The organism is Cellulomonas sp. CW35, from assembly GCF_052378485.1.
Taxonomy (GTDB): domain Bacteria; phylum Actinomycetota; class Actinomycetes; order Actinomycetales; family Cellulomonadaceae; genus Cellulomonas; species Cellulomonas uda.
This window is the reverse complement of record NZ_CP199000.1, coordinates 2,866,237-2,886,213: the sequence shown is the minus strand read 5'-3', so window position 1 is coordinate 2,886,213 and position 19,977 is coordinate 2,866,237. Positions and strand designations below refer to the sequence as shown.

Sequence of the window (19,977 nt, the reverse complement as noted above, 5' to 3'; positions counted from 1 at the left end):
CCGCAGTGGCCGTGACGGCGACGAGCAGCACCCGCCTCGCCGAGCAGGAGCGCGCCGACGACGTGGCGACCGCGCAGCGCCTGCGCGGGTCGGCGAGCGAGATCCGCCCCGAGATCCAGGCGCTGCGCGCGGTCGCGGTGCTGCTCGTGCTCGCGTACCACGTCGCGCCCGCACGCCTGCCGGGCGGCTACATCGGCGTCGACGTCTTCTTCGTCATCTCCGGGTTCCTCATCACGGCGCACATCGTCAAGCCGCTGCGCCGCGGGACCTTCACGTTCCGCGGCTTCTACGCGCGCCGCGCGGTGCGCCTGCTGCCCGCGTCGCTGCTGGTCCTGGCGTTCACGCTCGCCGTCACGCTCGCCGTCGTGCCGCAGAGCCGGTGGCCGCAGTTCGGGCAGCAGATCGCCGCGAGCGCCCTCTACGTCGAGAACTGGCTGCTCGCCGGCAACGCGACGGACTACTCGGCCCCGGCCGCGAACGTCAGCCCGGTCCAGCACTTCTGGTCGCTGTCGGCCGAGGAGCAGTTCTACCTCGTGTGGCCGGCGCTCCTGCTGCTCGGGCTCCTGGTCTCGCGGCGCACCCGCTCGTGGCGCCTCGCGTTCGCTGCCGTCCTCGTCCCGCTCGCGCTCGTCTCGCTCGCCTGGTCGGTGTACCGGACCGCGCAGGAGCCGTCGGCCGCGTACTTCGTCACGACGACGCGCGCGTGGGAGTTCGCCGCGGGCGGTCTGACCTGGTTGGTCGCCGACCGGCTCGGGCTCCTGCCCCGCGACCGCCGCGCGCTCGCGAGCTGGGCGGGGCTCGCGGTGATCGGCGCCTGCGCGCTGCTGTTCTCGGCGCGCACCCCGTTCCCGGGGTGGGTCGCCGGCATCCCGGTGGTGGCCGCGGCCGCCGTCCTGGCGGCCGGTCTGCCCGAGACCCGGTGGGGGCCCGCGCGGATCATGCGGTGGCGTCCGGTGCAGGTCGTCGGCGACATGTCGTACTCGCTGTACCTGTGGCACTGGCCGCTGATCGTCCTGCTGCCGTACGTGGTGTCGCAGGCGTCCGGCGCGAGGGGACGCGTGGCCGCCGTCGCGTTGGCCTTCCCGCTCGCGTACCTGACCCGCCGGTACGTCGAGGTGCCGCTCATGGAGCGCTACCGCCCCGGCTCGGGGTCCGCCCACGTACGGCCCGGGGTCATCGGGGTGGCCGTCGCGTGCGCCATGGCGCTCGTCGCCGTCCCGGCCCTCGCGGCCGACCGCACGGTCGAGCACCGGCGGGAGCAGGCATGGGCGGAGCTCGACGCGCGCGTCGCCGCGGCGGGGGACTGCTTCGGCGCGGCGGCGCTGGACGCGGACTGCGCGCCGGGCGGCGACGTCGTGCCGGACCCGGTCATCGCCGACCTGGACGACTTCGGCATCCTCAACCGCGGGTGCCAGGTGCGCAGCACCACCACCGAGGCCCGCACGTGCACGTTCGGCGACCCGTCGGGCGCCACGTCCGTGGCGCTCGTGGGTGACTCCCACGCCGCGCAGTGGGCGCCCGCGCTCGACCTCGTGGGCGAGGAGCGCGGCTGGAAGGTCACCACCTACCTGCGCTCGGGCTGCCCCGTGACGCAGACCCGCCCCGCTGGCCGGGGGACGTCGAACGAGGCGTGCGGCGTGTGGGAGCGCAACGTCCTGCGCGCGCTCGCCGAGGGCGACTTCGACGTGGTCGTGACCTCGGCCCTGGCGGGCACGGTCTACACCGAGGACCCGTCCGGTGTGCAGGGGTTCACCGACGCGTGGGCGCCGCTGCTCGAGGCGGGCTCGCAGGTCGTCGCGATCCGCGACAACCCCGACCCGACCCACGCCGGGATCCCGAGCACGCCCGTCTGCGTCGAGGAGCGCGGGCCGCTGGGGTGCGGCACGGACCCCGGTCGGAGCCTTCGCGCGGACCCGCTCGTCGAGGCCGTCTCGCAGACCCCGGGCGCGGACCTCGTGGACCTGACCGACCGGTTCTGCGTCGAGGACACGTGCCCGGCCGTCATCGGCGACGTCCTCGTCTACCACCAGGCGCAGCACGTCACGACGACGTACATGCGCTCGCTCGCGCCGAGCCTGGGAGCCGCGCTCGACGAGGTGCTCGACTGACGGGACCACCCGCCGACGACGAGGGCTCGTCGGGCGGTGCGGCCGTCAGGCGGCCGGCGCGGGGGCGGCGCTGCGCGTCCCGCGCGCCGTGTGCACCACGGACGCGACCTCGCTCAGGTCCTTGCGCACCCGCGGCACCGTCAGGTACCAGAGCGCGAACGCAGCGCCGACGCCGACGAGCGCGAGCGCCAGCTGCGCCCACGCGCCCGTCACGAGCGTCGAGGCGGCCCAGCCGGCGAGCGCGCAGGAACCGAACATGACGACCGCGCGCGTGCCGCCCGAGAGCAGCGCGCGCAGCGGGACGGGCGTGTGGCGGGCGACCCACCACAGCGACAGCGGCCACGCGAGCATCGGCGCGACCGCGTACCCCGCCGCGACACCGACGACCCCCCAGATGCTCCCGACGAGCACGCACGTGATCCGGATCGACGCCGACACGAGCGTGTACCGCAGCAGGACGTTCGTCAGGCCCGTCGCGAGGTACACCCAGTAGCCGACGTACGCGAGCGTCTGGAACACGCCCGCGGCCGCGAGGAACCGGAGCACGGGCTCGGCGTCGAGCCACTGCGGGCCCAGCAGGATCGAGGTCAGCGGGCCGGTGGCCGCGATGACGAACGCGAGCCCGGCGACGAGCGTGTACGCGAGCGCGAGCTGGCCACGCCGGACGAACTCACCGAACCGCTCGGGCTGGTCGCGCAGCCGGGACAGGACGGGCAGCGCGACGGTCGTCGAGGGCGCGCGCAGCTGCGTGAGCGGCTGCATGAGCAGCGTGAACGCGCGGTTGTAGACGCCCAGGGGCTGCGCGCCGAACCGCAGACCGATGGTGAGCGAGTCGACGTTGTTGCTCGCGTAACCCACGAGCTGGGTGCCCAGGAGGTTCCACCCGAACCGCAGGAGCCCGGCCATCGGCTCGCCGCGTCGCGGGCGCCGGGGCAGCCAGCGCGCGGCGATCACCCCGCCCGCCGCGAGCGTCGCGGCGGTCATGACCTGCTGCCCGACGAGCGCCCACCACCCCGCGCCGGACACCGCGAGGACGATGCCCGCGACGAGGCCGAGCAGCGGGGAGGCCACGTCGACGGCCGCGAGCTGGGCGAAGCGCATGTGCCGTGTGAGGTGCGCCCGGTACTGCGTCGCCATGCCGTTGAGCAGGAACGTCAGGGCGAGCCCACGCGTGATCGGGACGAGGTCGGGCTCGTCGTACAGGGCCGCGACGAGCGGTGCGCACGCGAACGCGAGAACGCCGAGCAGCGCGCCGATCCCGGTGTTGAGCCAGAACAGGTTGTCGCGCTGCTGCCGGGTGAGGCGCTGCGCCTGGATCGCGGCGGACGACAGGCCGAAGTCCCGGAACAGGTCGCCGATGCCGACGACGGCGAGAGCCATGGCGACCAGGCCGTAGTCGTGCGGCGTGAGCAGGTGGGCGAGCACCACGACGCCGCCGACCTGCACGGCCATCCGGACGACCTGGCTGCCGACGGTCACGATCGCGCCGCGCGCGGCGCGCTTCCCGAGGGCCGGTCCGGCCTGCAGGACGTCGTCGTCGTCGGCCACGGTCAGGCCAGCTTGCGCAGCGCGGCCTCGGCCGGCAGCAGCGCCGTGAGCGCCGTCTCGCGCACCCGCGCGGCCTGCGCGGCGAGCATCGGGTCCGCGACGAGCGCGAGCGCGGTGGCCGCCGGGTCCGGGTCCTCGCGCAGGTCGACCGTCGCGTGCCAGCCGAGCGCCTCGAGCAGCGGGGCGAACTTGCGCGAGTAGGCGAGCGGGACCGCGGGCGTGCCCACGGACAGCGCGTTGAGGCACGCGTGCATGCGGGACCCGAGGACGACGGTCGCGGACGCGACGACGCGCCGCACCTCGTCGAGGTCCTCGGGGACCACGGCCTCGAGGCCGCGCTCGGCCGCGAGCTCGCGCACCACGGGCACGTCGTCGTCGTGACCGCGGGACGCCAGGACGTGCGCGAGGAGCGTGACGCGGCGGCCCTGCGCCGTGAGCTCGTCGAGGATCGTGGTGACGGTCGTGCGGTAGCGGATCGCGTCGACGTGCGGGCCGGGCTGCCACAGCAGGCCGGAGACGTTGAGGACGACGTCGCGGTCGCGCTCGACCTCGGGCACGGGCAGCGCGAACACGACGTCGGTCGTCAGGACGTCGACCTCGCGCCCGAGCGACGCGGCGGCCTGCGCGGAGAGGTGGTCGCGCGCCATGACGGTGGTCGCGCGTGCGAGGGACCGACGGGCGACGGCCCGCCCGGCGAGCGTCGAGAACGGCCCGATGGTCTGCGGCCCGAGCACGACGGGCACGCCGGAGCGGGTCGCGAGCTCGGCCATGAGCGACATCGTCGTGAGGCGCGGCAGGCCGTAGAGGTCGGCGAAGCTGTCGCCCGAGCGCGTGTCGACCACCACGTCGTACCCGCTGATCCAGCGCCGCAGCCCGTGGTGCCCGGTCACGTGCTCGCGCACGAGCTGGCGCGGACCGCCGACGGGGACGGGCGCGACGCCTCGGCCCGAGCTCTGGAACTCGACCGTGACGTCGTCGAACGCCCGCCTCAGGAGTGCCGCGGTGCCGTGCGCCAGGGCGCGGACCCCCAGGTTGGGTGACCTGTCGTCGGCCCACAGGACCAGTGCTCGCACGTCTGTCTCACCTCTCGCCGGGCCCGGTACCGGGTCGAGGCCCCGGCGCCGTCGACCCGGACGAATCTACACAAAGGGTTCGAGCTCGCCGTCCGGCGTGCGGGTGAACTTGGGGGTGCTAGCGGGGCCGCCCACGGGGGTGGTCGCCGTGGTGCTCCCCGGGGTGCTCGCCCGGTTGGTCGCGTCCCCGGCGGTGCCGGTCACGGCCGCCACGACGTCGTCGGCGTAGCGCCGCAACGAGAACCGCTCGAGCGCGTCGTCCTCGCCCGTGGACGCGAACGTGCGGCGGCGCTGCTCGTCGTGCAGCAGGGCCGCGACCGCGTCGGCGAGGGCGTGCGCGTCTCCGGGTGGGACGAGCAGGCCGGTGGTGCCGTCGCGGACCACCTCGGCCAGGCCCTGCACGTCGGACGCGACGAGCGGGCGGCGCGCGAGGAGCGCCTCGACGGCGGTGTTGCCGAACGGCTCCGCGCGCGAGGGGACGAGCACGACGTCCGCGGACGCCAGCAGGTCCCAGGTCGGGTGCACGTACCCGAGGAGCTCGACGCGCCCCGCGAGGTCCGGCTGCCGCGCGCGGGTCCGTAGCTCGTCCTCGAACCACTCGTAGCCCGCGAACGTCGTCCCCGCGACGGACAGCCGCACGTCCTCGCCCGCGGCCACGAGCAGCGCGACCGCCTCGAGCGCGACGTCCGTCCCCTTGCGGGGCGACAGCCGCCCGACGGAGACCAGGTGCCACGGTGCGCCCGGGGCGCGCTCGGCGTCCGTCGGGGCGTCGACGGGGCCGTCGGGCGGGCCGGCGACGCCGTTGTGCACGACGAGCGTGCGACGGGCCAGGCGCGGGACGGCGCGCACGAGCGCCTCGCGGGCCGCCGCGGAGTTCGCGACGACGGTCCGGGACGCGAGGACCGGCAGCGCGAGCGCGGTCGCGACCATGCGGTTGCCGTCCTCGGCCTCGTGCACGTGCGTGAGCGTCGGGACTCCCGCGAGGCGGCCCGCGGCCGCCCACACGGGGATGGTCACCGTGTTGACGTACAGCACGTCCGGCCGGTCAGAGCGCAGCCGGCGGGCCGCCCGGAGCGTCGCGGTGAGCGAGCCCCACAGCAGCCGCGGCAGGCGCGTGGGGGCGAGCTCGGACTTGCGCAGCACGGGGAAGCCCGCGATCCGCACCTGCGCGCCCGCGTCGACGACGAGCGGCACGAGCGGACCCTCGTGGGGGAGCACGACCGTCACGCGGTGCCCGCGCGCGGTGAGCGCGCGCAGCGACTCGAGCAGCTGGCGGTCGGAGCCGTACAGGTCCGGCGACGGGTGCGCCACGACCACGCGCAGCGGGCGCTCGGCCGCGGGCCGGCGTGCGCCGCGGCGCACGAACCGGGCACCCTCGAGCGTGCCGCGCAGCGCGGCGAGCACCGGTCCGGGCGACCGCAGCAGCTGGCGGCGCCCGCCGCGCAGGACGACGTCGCGCGCGTACCGCGGCGCCGAGCGCACCCACCGCCGCGCGAGCTCCGGCTCGAGGTTGCGCGCCGCGAACACCAGCCGGCCGCGGCAGTTGTGCCGGTAGTAGAGGTCGGACTTGCGGCGCGACCCGCCGTGCTCCTGCGTCCCGCCGACGTCGTGCACCGCGGTGGTGGGCGCGACGAGCAGGTGGCCGCCCGCGGCGGCGACGCGCACCGAGAGGTCGATGTCCTCCCAGTACATGAAGAAGTCCTCGCTGAACCCCCCGACCCGGTCCCACAGGTCGACGTGCACCGCGAGGCACGCGCCGGTGAGCCAGTCGGGCTCGTCGCCCACCAGCTCCGGCCGGGTGCGGGTCCGGCCGGTGGTCCGGTCGAGCAGGCCGCCCTGGGACCAGACGGAGCCGTCGGGGCGCAGCACGTGCGGCGCGACGAGCGCGTCGTGGTCGGCCCGGGCGAGGTCGAGCAGCTCGCGGGCGCCAGCGGGTGTGAGCGCCAGGTCGGGGTTGAGCACGAGGAACGCCGACGCACCCAGCGCGCGGGCGGCCTCGACGCCGCGGTTGACGCCCGCGCCGAACCCGTCGTTCGGCGCGGTGACCAGGTGCCAGCCGCGCTCGCGGGCGAGCCGGGAGACCGCGGCGCGTTCGTCGTCGTCGGAGAAGTTGTCCACGACGACGACCGTGGCCTCCAGGCCGTCCGTCGTCGCGGCCAGGTACGTCGCGAGGAGTGCGTGCGAACGGTGGTTCACGACGACGACCGCGTCGGTCACTGGGGGCACCTCCCGGCTCGTCGTCTGCGGGGTCGGTTCTGGAACCGCCCCCGGCCAGCGACCCTAGCGACCCCGGAGGGCCGGAGCGGGCCTCCGCGAGGGTGAACATCGGTACGATCCGGACACCGCCGGGGGACGACGACAGGGCGCGCGCACGCGCCGGGAGGGATGGACCGTGACCCGTCACGACGACCGTCCGCCCGTCGTCCTGCAGTCGTTCGGCGAGCCCCGTCCGTCGACGAACCCCCACATGACGCTGCTGCTGCAGGGGCTGCGCGAGCACCTCGACGTGCGGACGTTCAGCTGGCGCGAGGCGCTGCTCGGGCGGTACCACGTGCTGCACGTGCAGTGGCCGGAGGTCGTCGTCACCAAGTCGAGCGCGTGGCGCAGCGTGCTCGCGTCGGCCGCGTTCGTCGTGGTCCTCGCGCGCTGCGCGGTGCGGCGGACCGCCGTCGTGCGGACGCTGCACAACCTCGCGCCGCACGAGCGGCAGCCGTGGTGGGGCCGCGTCGCGTTGCGGGTGTGCGACCGGCGCACCACGTGGTGGGTGCGGCTCAACGACACGACGCCGGTGCCCGACGAGGCGCGCTCGTCGACCATCCCGCTCGCGGACTACGGCGACTGGTACGCCGCGCACCCGCTGCCCGCCGCCACGCCGGGCCGTGTGGCCTACGTCGGGCTGGTGCGGCCGTACAAGGGCGTGCTCGACCTGGTCCACGCGTTCCGCGGGCTCGACGACCCGGAGTCGAGCCTGCGGGTCGCAGGCAGGCCCGCCGGGCCGACGGCCGCCGACGAGATCGAGGCCGCCGCGGGCGACGACCCCCGCGTCGGCACCGAGCTGCGGCACCTCACCGACGCCGAGCTGGTCGCCGAGGTCGGTGCCGCGCAGCTCGTCGCGCTGCCGTACCGCGCGATGCACAACTCCGGTGCGGTGCTGCTGGCCCTCACGCTCGGTCGGCCCGTGCTCGTCCCGGCGAACGAGGTCACGGACGCGCTCGCGCGCGAGGTGGGGGCGTGGTGGGTCCAGCGGTTCGACGGGCCGCTGACCGCCGACGCGCTCGCGGCGGCGCTCAAGGCCACCGCGGACGGGCCGGTCGACGGCCCTGACCTGAGCCGACGCTCGTGGCCCGAGGTGGTCGAGCAGCACCGCGAGGTCTACGCGTCCGCGCTGCGCGCGGTGCGGCGACGCGCGATCAGGTGACACCGCGGCCGCCAGGGCCGCCACAGTGGTGAATCGTTACGACCAGCGGGCGAAAAACGGGTGGATTCGTACCGTTCGTCCGACTCCGGGGGCACACTCGACCCGTCTGTGAGGTCGATCCGAGGAGAGCGCCACGTGACATCCCATCGTCCCCACGTCGCACTGGTCGGCACGCGCGGCGTGCCGGCGCGCTACGGGGGCTTCGAGACCGCGGCGGAGGAGATCGGGCGCCGGCTGGTCGCGGCGGGACACCCCGTGACCGTCTACTGCCGGCCCGTCGCGGGTGAGCCGCGGCTCACCGAGCACCTCGGGATGCGGCTCGTGCACCTGCCCGCGCTGCGGCACCGCGCGCTCGAGACGCTCTCCCACACCGGGCTCTCGGTCGGCCACCTGCTCGGCCACCGGGCGGACGCGGTGATCCTGTTCAACGCCGCGAACGCGCCGTGGCTCCCGGTGCTCCGAGCCGCGCGGATGCCGGTCGCGACGCACGTCGACGGGCTCGAGTGGAAGCGCTCCAAGTGGTCGGGGACCGGCCGGCGGTACTACCGCAACGCCGAGGCGCTGGCCGTGCGCTGGTCGGACGCGCTCATCGCGGACGCGCAGGGCATCGCGGACTACTACCAGCGCGAGTTCGCGGCGCCCACCGAGATCATCGCGTACGGCGCACCCCGCCTCGGTGACGTCCCGGCGGACCGGCTCACCGAGCTGGGGCTCACGTCGGGCGGCTACCACCTGGTCGTCGCGCGGTTCGAGCCCGAGAACCACGTGGACGTCGCCGTCGAGGGCTACGTCGCGAGCGGGTGCCGCGAGCCCCTGGTGGTCGTCGGCTCCGCCCCGTACGCCGCGGAGTACACGCGCCGCGTCGAGTCGCTCGCGGACGACCGGGTCCGCCTGCTCGGGGGCGTGTGGGACCAGGAGCTGCTCGACACCCTGTACGCCCACGCACTCACGTACGTGCACGGCCACAGCGTCGGCGGCACCAACCCCTCGCTCCTGCGCGCGATCGGCGCGGGCACGGCGACCCTCGCGTTCGACGTCTCGTTCAACCGCGAGGTGCTCGGCGACGCCGGCCGCTACTTCACGACCCCCGCGGACGTCGCGCGCGAGCTCACCGCCGCCGAGCGGGACCCCGACGGGTGCCGCGACCGCGGCCGGGACCTCGCGCGCCGCGCGCTCGACTACGACTGGGACGACGTCGCCGCACGGTACTCGGACCTGGCCATCCGGCTCGCGGAGCGTCGGGTACGGCGCCCCCGCGGGCTCGGCCGCCGGCGCCCGGCGCCCGAGCCGCAGCCGCTCGCGGCCGCCGCGGCGGAGGCGTCATGAGCCGCTACACCGACGCCCTCCGCGAGCTCAAGGACGCGCAGAAGGCCGCGGCCAGGTCCGCGCCCGCCTACTCGCGGTTCGTCAACCGACGCCTCGGCCGGTTCCTCGCCGCGGGCGCGCACGTCGCCGGGCTCAGCCCGAACCAGGTGACCGGCATCAGCGCGCTGTTCACGCTCGCGGGCATCGTCGGCCTCGCGACGCTCCCGCTCACGTGGGGCACGGGCGTGGCCGTCGCCGCCGCGCTCGTCCTCGGGTACGCGCTCGACTCCGCCGACGGCCAGGTCGCCCGGCTCCAGCGCCGCGGGTCGAGCGCCGGGGAGTGGCTCGACCACGTGGTCGACGCCGGCAAGTCCGTGATGCTCCCGCTCGGGCTGCTCGTCGGGCTGTGGCGCGCGCCCGACGTCGACGACCGGTGGCTCGCCGTCCCGCTCGTCTCCGCCGTGGTCACCAGCGTCCTGTTCTTCGCGATGATCCTCACCGAGCAGCTGCGCCGCGCCCGGGGCGTCCAGTCACGCGCACCCGAGGGCGGCCGCGGTGCGTCGCTGCGCTCCCTGCTCGTGCTGCCCATGGACTACGGCGTGCTGTGCTGGTCGTTCGTGCTGATCGGCGCGCTGCCCGTCTTCCTCGTGGCGTACACGCTCATCACCGCCGCGTCCGCGGCGTTCCTCGTGCTCGCGTGCGGCAAGTGGTACGCCGAGCTCAAGGCGCTCGACCAGGGCGCCCGGCCCGCGGTCACGCCGGACGCGGGTCCCGCCGCCGGCCGGGTGCAGGTGTCGACGCCGTGACCGAGACGAGCCAGCAGCTGGCCGAGCAGGACCGCACGCGCGCCCTCACGGTCGTCGTCGCGGTGCTCACCTACCGCCGCCCCGACGACCTCGCAGCCGTGCTCGAGTCGCTGCGCACGCAGGTCGGGTCCGTGGACGACGAGGTGAGCGTGCTCGTCGTCGACAACGACCCCGACGCGGGCGCGCGCGAGACGGTCGTGGGCCCGCACGTCCGCTACGTGCACGAGCCACGCCCGGGCATCGCCGCGGCACGCAACCGCGCGCTCGACGAGGTGGGGGACGCCGACGTGCTCGTGTTCCTCGACGACGACGAGCGACCCGTCGAGGACTGGCTCGCGCAGCTGCTCGCGACGCACCGCCGCACGGGTGCGTGCGTCGTCGGCCCGGTCGTCTCGCGCTTCGAGGTCGAGCCCGACGCCTGGGTGCGAGCGGGCCGGTTCTTCGACCGCCGCCGCCTGCGCACCGGGACGCCCGTCGTCGTCGCCGCGACCAACAACCTGCTGCTCGACCTGCCCCCCGTGCGGGCGTCCGGGGTCCGGTTCGACGAGGCGTTCGGCCTGAGCGGCGGCTCCGACACCCTGTTCACGCGCCGCCTGGTCGCCGCCGGCATCCCCATGGTGTGGTGCGACGAGGCGCTCGTGACCGACGAGGTCCCCGCCGCTCGTGCGACGCGAACGTGGGTGCTGCACCGCGCGTCCCGCAGCGGGAACTCGGCCACGCGCTGCGACGTCGCGCTCGCGAGCGGCACCGCCGGCCGGGCCGCGGCCCGCGCCCGCGGGATCGCCCTCGGCTCGGCGCGCGTCCTCGCGGGCGGGGCCCGTGCGCTCGTCGGCGCGCTCACGCGCTCCCCGGAGCACCACGCACGCGGTCTGCGGACCGTCGCGCGAGGTCGCGGCATGGTGACCGGCGCGTTCGGGCGGGTCGTCTACGACTACGCGCGGGGGACCTGACGTGCCCACCGCGAACCGTTTCTTCACCCGACGGACACCCTGTCGCCATGTCCGGAATGTCGGTAACGTCCGAGCGTCAGCCACCCACAACGGCGCGGGTCCGGGACGAATCATCGTGGAAGGGAAGTCTCGATGACCATTGGATACGCGCCGGGTGCCTACGACCTGTTCCACGTCGGGCACCTCAACCTGCTGCGGCACGCCGCCGCGCACTGCGACCGTCTCATCGCGGGGGTCGTGGACGACGACGTGCTGGAGCTGACCAAGGGCATCCGTCCGGTCGTCCCCGCGCACGAGCGGCTCGAGATCGTCCGCGCGCTGTCGATCGTGGACGAGGCCGTGCTCGAGGACGTGCCGAGCAAGCTGGCGATGTGGGAGCGGCTCCGCTTCGACATCATCTTCAAGGGCGACGACTGGCGTGGCACCGCCAAGGGGCGCGCGCTCGAGGAGCAGTTCGCGGCGGTCGGCGTCGAGGTCGCCTACTTCCCCTACACGATGCACACCTCGAGCACGGCGCTGCGCCGCGCCCTCGCGCTCCTCGAGCCCGAGGCGGCCACGCTCACCGAGGCGGTGCGCTGACCCGAGCGCCTTCACCTGTACCGACGCCCGGGTACCCCACGCGGGGACCCGGGCGTCGTCGTCGGTGCGGGAGTCTGTGCGGGAGTCGGTCCGCGTCAGGCGTCGGCGCGGGAGTGCGCGCCCTCCGTCGATGCCCGTGACGGCTCCGGTGCCCCGGTGGGCTCCGACGACCGCGCGTGCGTGGGCTCCGGCTCAAGCTCAGGCTCCGGTTCCGGCGTCGGCAGGGGCGTGGGCTCGGACGACGGTGCGCGCGTCGGTTCCGTCGTCTCCGTCGCGTCGGCGGTGGTCACCGGTGCACGGGTCTCCTCGGGGCCGGCGGCCCGCTCGCGGTCCGGCGCGGCGGGCGACCGGACGGACCCGACGTACTGTCGGGTCGGCTCGACGGACAGGCGGTCCATCTCGAGCGAGGGTCCGGCCGGTTCCACGGGGGGTCGGGTCGGGCTGACGGGCGCCCGGTCCGGCGTCTCGTCGTGCGTGTGGCGGGACGGTGCCGACGCGACCGGCACGTCCGGGCGGCCGCCCCGGCGCCGGGGACGACGGGGAGGTGCCAGACGACGGCCCGTCGGCTCCATGTACCCGTACGACGTCGCACGCCGTCGGCGTTGCGCACCGTTGAGCACCACGCCGAGGCAGTCCGCGCCGAGCGCGTCGAGCTCGTCGAGCGACTCGGCGAGCTCGCGCCTGCTCACCTTGCGCGCGCGTGCGACGAGGATCGCGCCGCTCGTGCGGCGCGCGAGGACCGCGCCGTCCGACACCGCGAGCAGGGGCGAGGTGTCGACGATGACCATGTCGTACACCTCCTGCGCGTGCGCGAGCAGGTCGGCGAACGCCGCGGAGTCGATCAGCTGGGTCGGGTTCGGCGGGACCGGTCCGGACGGCAGGACGTGCAGGTTCTCGAGCCGCCACTGCTGGGTGACCTGCTCGAGCGTGGCCCGCCGCGCGAGGATCGTCGTGAGACCGACCGCCGACTCGATCCCGAGCACGTTGGCGATGTTGGGTCGGCGCAGGTCCGCGTCGATCAGCAGGACGCGCCGGCCGGTGTCGGCGAGCGCGAGCGCGAGGCTCACGGAGACCGTCGACTTCCCCTCGCCGGGGAGGGTCGAGGTCACGACGAACCCCCGGACCGGTTCGGTCGAGTCGAGGAAGTCGAGGTTCGCGCGCACGCGCCGGTAGCCCTCGGCGAGCGCGCTGCGGGGCTGGTCGAGCACGGAGCGGGGACCGTCCCGGGTCACGGCCCGGTCGTGCGGGACCTCACCCAGCACGACGCGGCCGTCCGGTAGGTCGCGCGTCGTGCGCACCCGGGTGTCGAGCCGCACCCACGCCAGCGCGACGAGCACGCCGAGCCCGAGCCCGACGGCACCGCCGGTCGCGACGAGCAGCTTGGTGTTGGGGGCGAACGGCGCCGCCGCGGGGGTCGCGGGGCCCACCAGCGTGATCTTCACGGTCGCCTGGCCCTCGGCCGAGGTCGGTGTGAGCTGCTCGACCGCCGTGGCGAGCTGCCCGGCGACCGCGTTCGCGATGTCCGCGGCGCGCGTCGCGCTGCGGCTCGTCGCCGAGATCTCGATGATCATCGAGTCCATGGGGGCCTCGGCGGAGACCACGGCGGCGAGCTGTCGGGAGGTGACCGTCAGCCCGAGGTCCTGGATCACGGGCTCGAGCACGAGCGGCACGGTCGTCAGCTGGACGTACGACTCGACCAGGTTGCGGGTGTACGTCGAGCCCTGCACGAGCTCGGTGACGTCGCTGCCCTGCGCGAGGGAGACCCAGACCTTGGCGGTCGACCGGTAGAGGGGAGTCGCACCCGACGCCTGCACGTACCCGAGGCCGGCACCGAGGACGGCGAGCAGCGCGACCGCCCACCAGCGCTTGCGCAGCGCGGTCAGGTAGTCGCCGATCTCCATGACTCTCCTTCGTGGTGCTGCCGACCCCCGGAACGGTAGGTGGTGATCCGGACAATTCTCGCACCCACGGGGAAATTCACCCGGATGCGGACCGCGCGAACTCGGTCCGGGTGACCCCCCGTGGTCTCTACACTGACCCGAGCCCTGGCGCCGTCGGGGACCCGGTCGGCTGTCGTTCGGATCCTGGGGGTGTGTCGTGACGGAGGCTGAGACCGCCTCGGCAGGTGGGCGCAGGCGGACGGTGCGGATCGCGGCCGCCGCCGGCGTCGTCGTCCTCGCCGTCCTGATCGTCCTCGCGGTGACCTCCGGGCGCTCCGACGACGGTGCGAACCCGACGAGCGCCCCCTCGACCGCCGCCGCGTCGACCCCAGGGTCGACCGCAGGGGCGACCACGGCGTCGACACCGGCGCCCGGCCCGACGGTCTCGGACGCGCCGACGACACCCGCCGCCTCGGCGGAGCCGTCGAGCGCCGCCCCGGGCGTGCTCCCCACGCCGACCCCGCGGCCCGACGGCCGGGCGGTCACGCTCGCCCCGATCGAGTCCACGGCCGAGCCGTCGCCCGGCGTGACGGCGCGCGTCGCCTCGATCCGGGCGGTCACCGGGAAGGCCGAGCTGCCGGGTGAGGTCGGCGGTCCGGCGCTCGAGGTGACGGTCGAGGTGCACAACGGCACCGACGAGCCGCTCGACCTGTCGCTCGCGGTCCTGAACGTCTACTCCGGCCCCGGGCTGACTCCCGAGCTCCCGCTGTCCACCGGCTCGCGCGCGTTCCCGGGCGAGGTCGCGCCGGGTGCGGACGCGACGGGAGTGTTCGTCCACACGGTCGCGGTCGCCGACCGGGGCGACGTGACGATCGAGCTGGACCTCGGCGTGGGCACGACGATCGCGCTGTTCCGGGGGCCCGCGGGCGTCTGAGCCCCGAGTCCGCCCCGGGGTCTCGCCCGGGGCTCACGCGGGTCGGCGGACGGGCCTATCACCCGGTCGAATGACGCCGCACGCCTCAAACCGGTACACAAGCCCGTTTTCACCCGCGGCACACGCCGGTTCACCCGATCGTCCAGGTCCCGATATGTCCCTTTCGCCCTAGAGTCGGGCCGATCGTCGCACCCGCGACGCCTCCGCGCCCGCCTGTTCGGGAGGACACGCACATGGCCGTCACCAGCCGCCTCGCGCGCACCATCGGGTTCCTGGCCGCGTGCGCGGTGACGTCGGCGCTGGCCGTCGTCGTCGCGCCGTCGGCGCTCGCCGACACCGCGCCGCCGAACCCCGACAACCCCGTGACCGTCTCGGCCGACGGGCTCCCCACCGCGCAGGTCAACGGCGTCGTGTGGAACCTGCAGCCCGCCGGCAACAAGGTGTACGTCGGGGGTGAGTTCACGCGGGCCCGGCCGCCGGGTGCGGCCCCGGGCACCAGCGAGGTCGTCCGGAACAACATGATGGCGTTCAACCTGACGACCGGTGCGCTGGACAGCTCCTTCGCGCCCGACCTGAACGCGGAGGTCGACGACCTCGCGCTCTCGCCGGACGGCACGCGGCTGTACGCGGTGGGGAACTTCACGTCGGTGAACGGGCAGGCCCGCTACCGGATCGCGGCGTTCGACACCGCGACCGGCGCGCTGATCTCGACGTTCCGGCCGACGGTGAACTCCGGGATCAACGCGGTGGCGGTCACCAACTCGACCGTCTACATCGGTGGCAACTTCTCGAGCGTCAACGGGCAGACGCGCCAGCGGTTCGCGGCGCTGCGCGCCTCGGACGGCGGGAACCTGCCGCTGACCGCGACGATCGACGGCGGCGCGATCCAGGCGCTCGTCGTCGCCCCCGACGGCGAGTCGGTCGTGCTCGGCGGCGCGTTCACGTCGGTGAACGGCTCGTCCAACCCGGGCTACGGGCTCGCGCGCCTCGCGACCGACGGCACGCTGCTCCCGCTGCCGGTCAACACCCAGATCCGCAACGGCGGCACCGAGTCCGCGATCCTCAGCCTCGAGACCGACGGCGAGAACTTCTACGGCACCGGCTACCACTTCGGTGGCGGCGGGAACGTCGAGGGCACGTTCGCGGCGGACTGGGCGACCGGGTCCGAGCTGTGGGTCGAGGATTGCCACGGCGACACGTACTCGTCGTATCCGATGGGTGACGTCGTCTACTCGGCGAGCCACAAGCACTACTGCGGCAACTCGGGCGGCTTCCCGCAGACGACGCCGTGGTCGGTGTACCGCGCGACCGCGCTCACGAAGTGGGCGACGCGCATCAACACCCCCGACATCTACGGGTACCCGGACCACGACGGCGAGCCCTCGCCGACCATCCTGAACTGGTACCCGACGATCAACGCCGGCACGTACACCGGCAAGTCGCAGGGCCCGTGGACGGTCACCGCGAAGGACGACTACGTCGTGTTCGGCGGCGAGTTCACGCAGGTCAACGGCGCGGGCCAGCAGGGCCTCGTGCGGTTCACGACGATCGACAAGGCGCCCATGCAGCAGGGTCCGCGCCTGTCCGGGTCGAACTACCCGGTCACCGCGACCTCGGTGCAGGTGGGCGAGGTGCGCGTCTCCTGGAAGTCGAACTACGACCGGGACAACGAGACGCTGACCTACGCCGTCTACCGGCAGACGCAGAACAACCCGCCGGTGCACGTCGAGACGCTGTCGACGACGTTCTGGAACGTCAAGACGATGCGGTTCACCGACCGTGACCCGTCCCTGACACCGGGCACGACGACGAGGTACCGCGTGGTCGTGACAGACCCGTTCGGGAACTCGGCCTCGTCCGCGTGGACCTCGGTCACCGTGAGCGACAAGACGGTCGGCGCGTACGGCACGAAGGTGCTCGACGACGGCGCGGCGCACTACTGGCGCCTGTCCGAGCCGACCGGGACGACGACCGTGACGGACTACGCGGGCGGCGACGACGCGGTGGCGTCCGCGGGCGTCACGCGCGGCGCGGCCGGTGCCATCACCGGCGACACGGACACCGCGTCGACGTTCAGCGGGTCGTCGAACGGCCTCGTGGCCACGCAGACCGCGGTCGCGGGTCCGCAGACCTTCGCGATCGAGGGCTGGTTCAAGACGACGACACGGGCCGGCGGCAAGATCATCGGCTTCGGCAACGAGAAGACCGGCAACTCCACGAGCTACGACCGGCACGTCTACATGGACACGTCCGGGCGCGTGCTGTTCGGCGTGTACCCGGGCTCGTCGCAGACGGTCCAGAGCGCGACCGGCTTCAACGACGGCGCGTGGCACCACGTGGTGGCGTCGCTCGGCCCGGACGGCATGAAGCTGTTCCTCGACGGCAAGCGCGTCGCGCAGAAGACGAGCGTCACCAGCGCGCAGAGCTACGACGGCTACTGGCGCATCGGTGGCGACAGCCCGTGGACGGCGGCGGCGTACTTCGCCGGCACGATCGACGACGTCGCGATCTACGACGAGCCGCTCACCGCGGCCCAGGTGGACGCGCACTGGGTGACCTCCGGGCGCACCTCGAGCGTCACGCCGGTGCCGGCCGACGCGTACGGCGCCGCTGTACGCGCGGCGAACCCCGACCTGTACTGGCGCCTCGGTGAGGCGGCGGGTGCCACGGCGGCCGACACCGGTCCGCTGTCCTACCCGGGCACGTACAGCGGCGGCCTGACGCGCGGCGTGGCGGGTGCGCTCGCCGGGACGAGCAACACCGCAGTGACGTTCGGCGGCACGAACGGGCTGGTCGCGAGCCAGGCGGACTTCAACGGCCCCGACGTCTACTCCGAGGAGCTGTGGTTCAAGACGACCACCACGGCGGGCGGCAAGCTCATCGGGTTCGGTGACGCCGCGACCGGGACGAGCAGCAACTACGACCGTCACGTGTACATGGAGGAGAACGGCAAGCTGACGTTCGGTGTGTGGACCGGCGAGGCGAACACCATCACGACGCCCGCGTCGTACAACGACGGCGCATGGCACCACATGGTCGCCACACAGGGCCCCGACGGCATGAAGCTGTACGTCGACGGCGTGCTGCGCGGGACCCACGCGCAGACCTCGCAGCAGGTGTACACCGGCTACTGGCGGGTCGGCGGCGACACCACCTGGGGACCGCAGGCGTGGTTCGCGGGCACGATCGACGAGGTCGCCGTCTACGGCAGCGTCCTCGACGCCGCGACCGTGGCGCAGCACTACTCGGTCGGCTCGGGCGCCCCGGTGCCCAACCAGCCGCCGACGGCCGCGTTCGACGTCGAGGCGGACCACCTCGCGGTGTCCGTCGACGGCTCGGCCTCGGCCGACGCCGACGGGACCGTCGCGAGCTGGTCGTGGGCCTGGGGCGACGGCACGACGTCCACGGGTGCGACAGCGACCCACACGTACGCCACCGGCGGCACGAAGTCGATCACGCTCACCGTGACCGACGACGACGGCGCGACCGCGAGCGTCACGCACGAGGTCACGGTCGCGGCCAACCAGGCGCCGGTCGCGGCGTTCACCTCCGAGGTCCAGCACCTGGGCGTCTCGGTGAACGGCACCGGGTCGAGCGACCCGGACGGGTCGGTCGCGTCCTGGTCGTGGAGCTGGGGCGACGGGACGGCGAACGGGTCCGGCTCGACGGCGACGCACACGTACGCGACGCCGGGCGACAAGACCATCACGCTGACCGTGACGGACGACGACGGTGCGACCGCGAGCGTCACGCACGAGGTGACGGTCACCGAGCCGCCGGCGGACGCCCCGTTCGTCCGCGACGACTTCGCGCGCACCGTGAGCAACGGCTGGGGCACCGCTCCGGTGGGCGGCGCGTGGACCGCGGTCGGCGCGGCGAACCGGCTGTCGGTCGCGGGCGGCGCGGGGGTCATCACGGCCCCGCGCGGCGCGACGAGCGGCGCGGTGCTCGGCGACGTCGCCGCGAGCGACACGTCCCTGACGGGCAAGGTCTCGCTGGGCGCCCTGTCGACCGGCAACTCCTTCGTCACCTTCCAGGCTCGTCGCGTCGACGCCGACTCCTACGGCGGCCGGCTGCGGCTCGCCGCGGACGGCTCCGTCCAGCTGCACGTGACGCGCGAGGTGGGTGGCACGACCACGGCGATCGCCGGCGGTGCCGTGTCCGGCCTGACGTACTCGCCGGGTGCCGCGATCGCGGTCCGCGTCGAGGCCGAGAGCACGAACCCGACGCTGATCCGGGCGAAGGCGTGGCCCGCGGGCTCCCCGGAGCCGGCGGCCTGGCGGGTCCAGACGACGGACTCCACCGCGGCGCTGCAGACCGCCGGCGGCGTGGGCGTGGTCGCGTACCACGGCGGCGCGACCGGTGCACCGTCGCTCGTGTTCTCGGTCGACGACCTGCTCGCGCAGCGCGTCGGTGCCGAGGCGCCCGAGGAGCCGGAGGAGCCGGAGGAGCCCGAGCCGCCCGTGAACACCGCGCCCACCGCGGCGTTCACGAGCAGCGCCGCCGGGCTGACGGCGTCCGTCGACGGCTCCGGCTCGTCCGACGCGGAGGGTGCGATCGCGTCGTACAGCTGGACGTGGGGTGACGACTCGGCGCCCACGACCGGCACGAGCGCGACCGCGTCGCACACCTACGCCGAGGCGGGCACCTACGAGGTGCGGCTGACCGTCACGGACGCCGGTGGGCTGACCGCCACGGTCGCGCACGACGTGACGGTCACCGCGCCGGCGCCCGGCGGCCCGTTCGCGCAGGACGCGTTCGGCCGCACCGCGTCCAACGGCTGGGGCGACGCCCAGGTCGGCGGCGCGTGGACCTCGGTCGGTCCCGGCGCCCGCCTGACCGTCTCGGGCGGCAAGGGCGTCATGACGGTGCCGCGCGGCGGGACCACGGGCGCCCGGCTCAACTCCGTCTCGCAGGAGTCGACCGACGCGGTGGCGACGCTCGACCTCGACCGCGTGCCGGGCGGCACCTCGTTCGCGACGCTGCAGGGCCGGACCGTCGGCGACGCGGCGTACGGCGGGCGCGTGCGCATCGCGGCCGACGGCACCGTCCAGCTGCACGCGGTGCGGACGGTCGGTGGCACGACGACGGCGATCTCCGGCGGCGCGGTCGGCGGGCTCGTGGTCGAGCCGGGCACGCCGCTCGCGGTCCGCGTCCAGGTGACCGGGACCTCGCCGACGACGATCCGGGCCAAGGTCTGGGTCGCCGGACAGCCGGAGCCCGAGCAGTGGCGCGTCTCGACGACGGACAACAACGCGGCGCTGCAGGAGCCCGGCGGTGTCGGGTTCGAGGTCTACCACGGTGGCGCGACCGGCGACCCGTCGCTGGTGTTCGTCTGGGACGACCTGGTGGCGCGCGCGGTCTGACCCGCACGTA

The 19,977-nt window shown here is 74.6% G+C and carries 12 protein-coding genes; 8 read left to right on the top strand and 4 right to left on the bottom strand.

Going from position 1 to position 19,977, the window contains the following annotated elements:
• Positions 1–11 precede the first annotated feature (11 nt).
• Entirely contained in the window at positions 12–2,108 is a 2,097-nt protein-coding gene (locus ACT17Q_RS13140) for an acyltransferase family protein (RefSeq protein WP_444662924.1), read from the top strand.
• Between the two features lie 45 nt (positions 2,109–2,153).
• Here the strand turns inward: ACT17Q_RS13140 and ACT17Q_RS13135 are convergent, their stop codons facing one another.
• From ACT17Q_RS13135 to ACT17Q_RS13125, 3 genes are all read right to left on the bottom strand, one after another.
• A complete protein-coding gene (locus tag ACT17Q_RS13135; protein WP_444662923.1) occupies positions 2,154–3,656 on the bottom strand; it encodes a lipopolysaccharide biosynthesis protein in 1,503 nt (500 codons plus the stop codon).
• 2 nt (positions 3,657–3,658) lie between these two features.
• Positions 3,659–4,729 carry a polysaccharide pyruvyl transferase family protein gene (locus ACT17Q_RS13130; RefSeq protein ID WP_444662921.1) on the bottom strand — a complete coding sequence of 357 codons (1,071 nt, stop codon included), beginning with the start codon at positions 4,727–4,729 and terminating at the stop codon, positions 3,659–3,661.
• 66 nt (positions 4,730–4,795) lie between these two features.
• The gene (locus tag ACT17Q_RS13125; protein WP_444662919.1) at positions 4,796–6,946 is read right to left on the bottom strand and encodes a glycosyltransferase; all 2,151 of its coding nucleotides are present in this window, start codon (positions 6,944–6,946) and stop codon (positions 4,796–4,798) included.
• A gap of 175 nt (positions 6,947–7,121) precedes the next feature.
• Between ACT17Q_RS13125 and ACT17Q_RS13120 the strand changes: the two genes are divergently transcribed.
• The 5 genes from ACT17Q_RS13120 to ACT17Q_RS13100 all read left to right on the top strand — a co-directional run bounded on the left by ACT17Q_RS13120 (position 7,122) and on the right by ACT17Q_RS13100 (position 11,787).
• On the top strand, positions 7,122–8,147 hold the full coding sequence (locus ACT17Q_RS13120) for a glycosyl transferase (RefSeq protein WP_444662917.1): 1,026 nt from the start codon (positions 7,122–7,124) through the stop codon (positions 8,145–8,147).
• Between the two features lie 135 nt (positions 8,148–8,282).
• Positions 8,283–9,473, top strand: coding sequence for a DUF1972 domain-containing protein (locus ACT17Q_RS13115; RefSeq protein WP_444662915.1), 1,191 nt, complete (start codon positions 8,283–8,285; stop codon positions 9,471–9,473).
• Positions 9,470–10,258 (top strand): CDP-alcohol phosphatidyltransferase family protein, encoded by a 789-nt coding sequence (locus ACT17Q_RS13110; RefSeq protein WP_094181976.1) that lies wholly within the window; start codon positions 9,470–9,472, stop codon positions 10,256–10,258. The genes ACT17Q_RS13115 and ACT17Q_RS13110 overlap by 4 nt, the downstream gene beginning before the upstream one ends.
• Complete coding sequence (locus ACT17Q_RS13105; protein ID WP_232514816.1) at positions 10,255–11,208, top strand: glycosyltransferase family 2 protein; 954 nt, start codon at positions 10,255–10,257, stop codon at positions 11,206–11,208. The genes ACT17Q_RS13110 and ACT17Q_RS13105 overlap by 4 nt, the downstream gene beginning before the upstream one ends.
• Before the next feature lie 132 nt (positions 11,209–11,340).
• A complete protein-coding gene (locus tag ACT17Q_RS13100; protein ID WP_094181977.1) occupies positions 11,341–11,787 on the top strand; it encodes an adenylyltransferase/cytidyltransferase family protein in 447 nt (148 codons plus the stop codon).
• 95 nt (positions 11,788–11,882) lie between these two features.
• On the opposite strand, the gene ACT17Q_RS13095 is transcribed toward ACT17Q_RS13100, so the two are convergent.
• Positions 11,883–13,688 (bottom strand): polysaccharide biosynthesis tyrosine autokinase, encoded by a 1,806-nt coding sequence (locus ACT17Q_RS13095; RefSeq protein WP_094181978.1) that lies wholly within the window; start codon positions 13,686–13,688, stop codon positions 11,883–11,885.
• A 196-nt stretch (positions 13,689–13,884) separates the two neighbouring features.
• On the opposite strand from ACT17Q_RS13095, the gene ACT17Q_RS13090 reads away from it, so the two are divergent.
• Together ACT17Q_RS13090 and ACT17Q_RS13085 are read left to right on the top strand one after the other, a co-directional pair.
• The gene (locus ACT17Q_RS13090) at positions 13,885–14,601 is read left to right on the top strand and encodes a hypothetical protein (protein ID WP_157732715.1); all 717 of its coding nucleotides are present in this window, start codon (positions 13,885–13,887) and stop codon (positions 14,599–14,601) included.
• A 233-nt stretch (positions 14,602–14,834) separates the two neighbouring features.
• A complete protein-coding gene (locus tag ACT17Q_RS13085; protein WP_444662912.1) occupies positions 14,835–19,967 on the top strand; it encodes a PKD domain-containing protein in 5,133 nt (1,710 codons plus the stop codon).
• Positions 19,968–19,977: the final 10 nt, after the last annotated feature.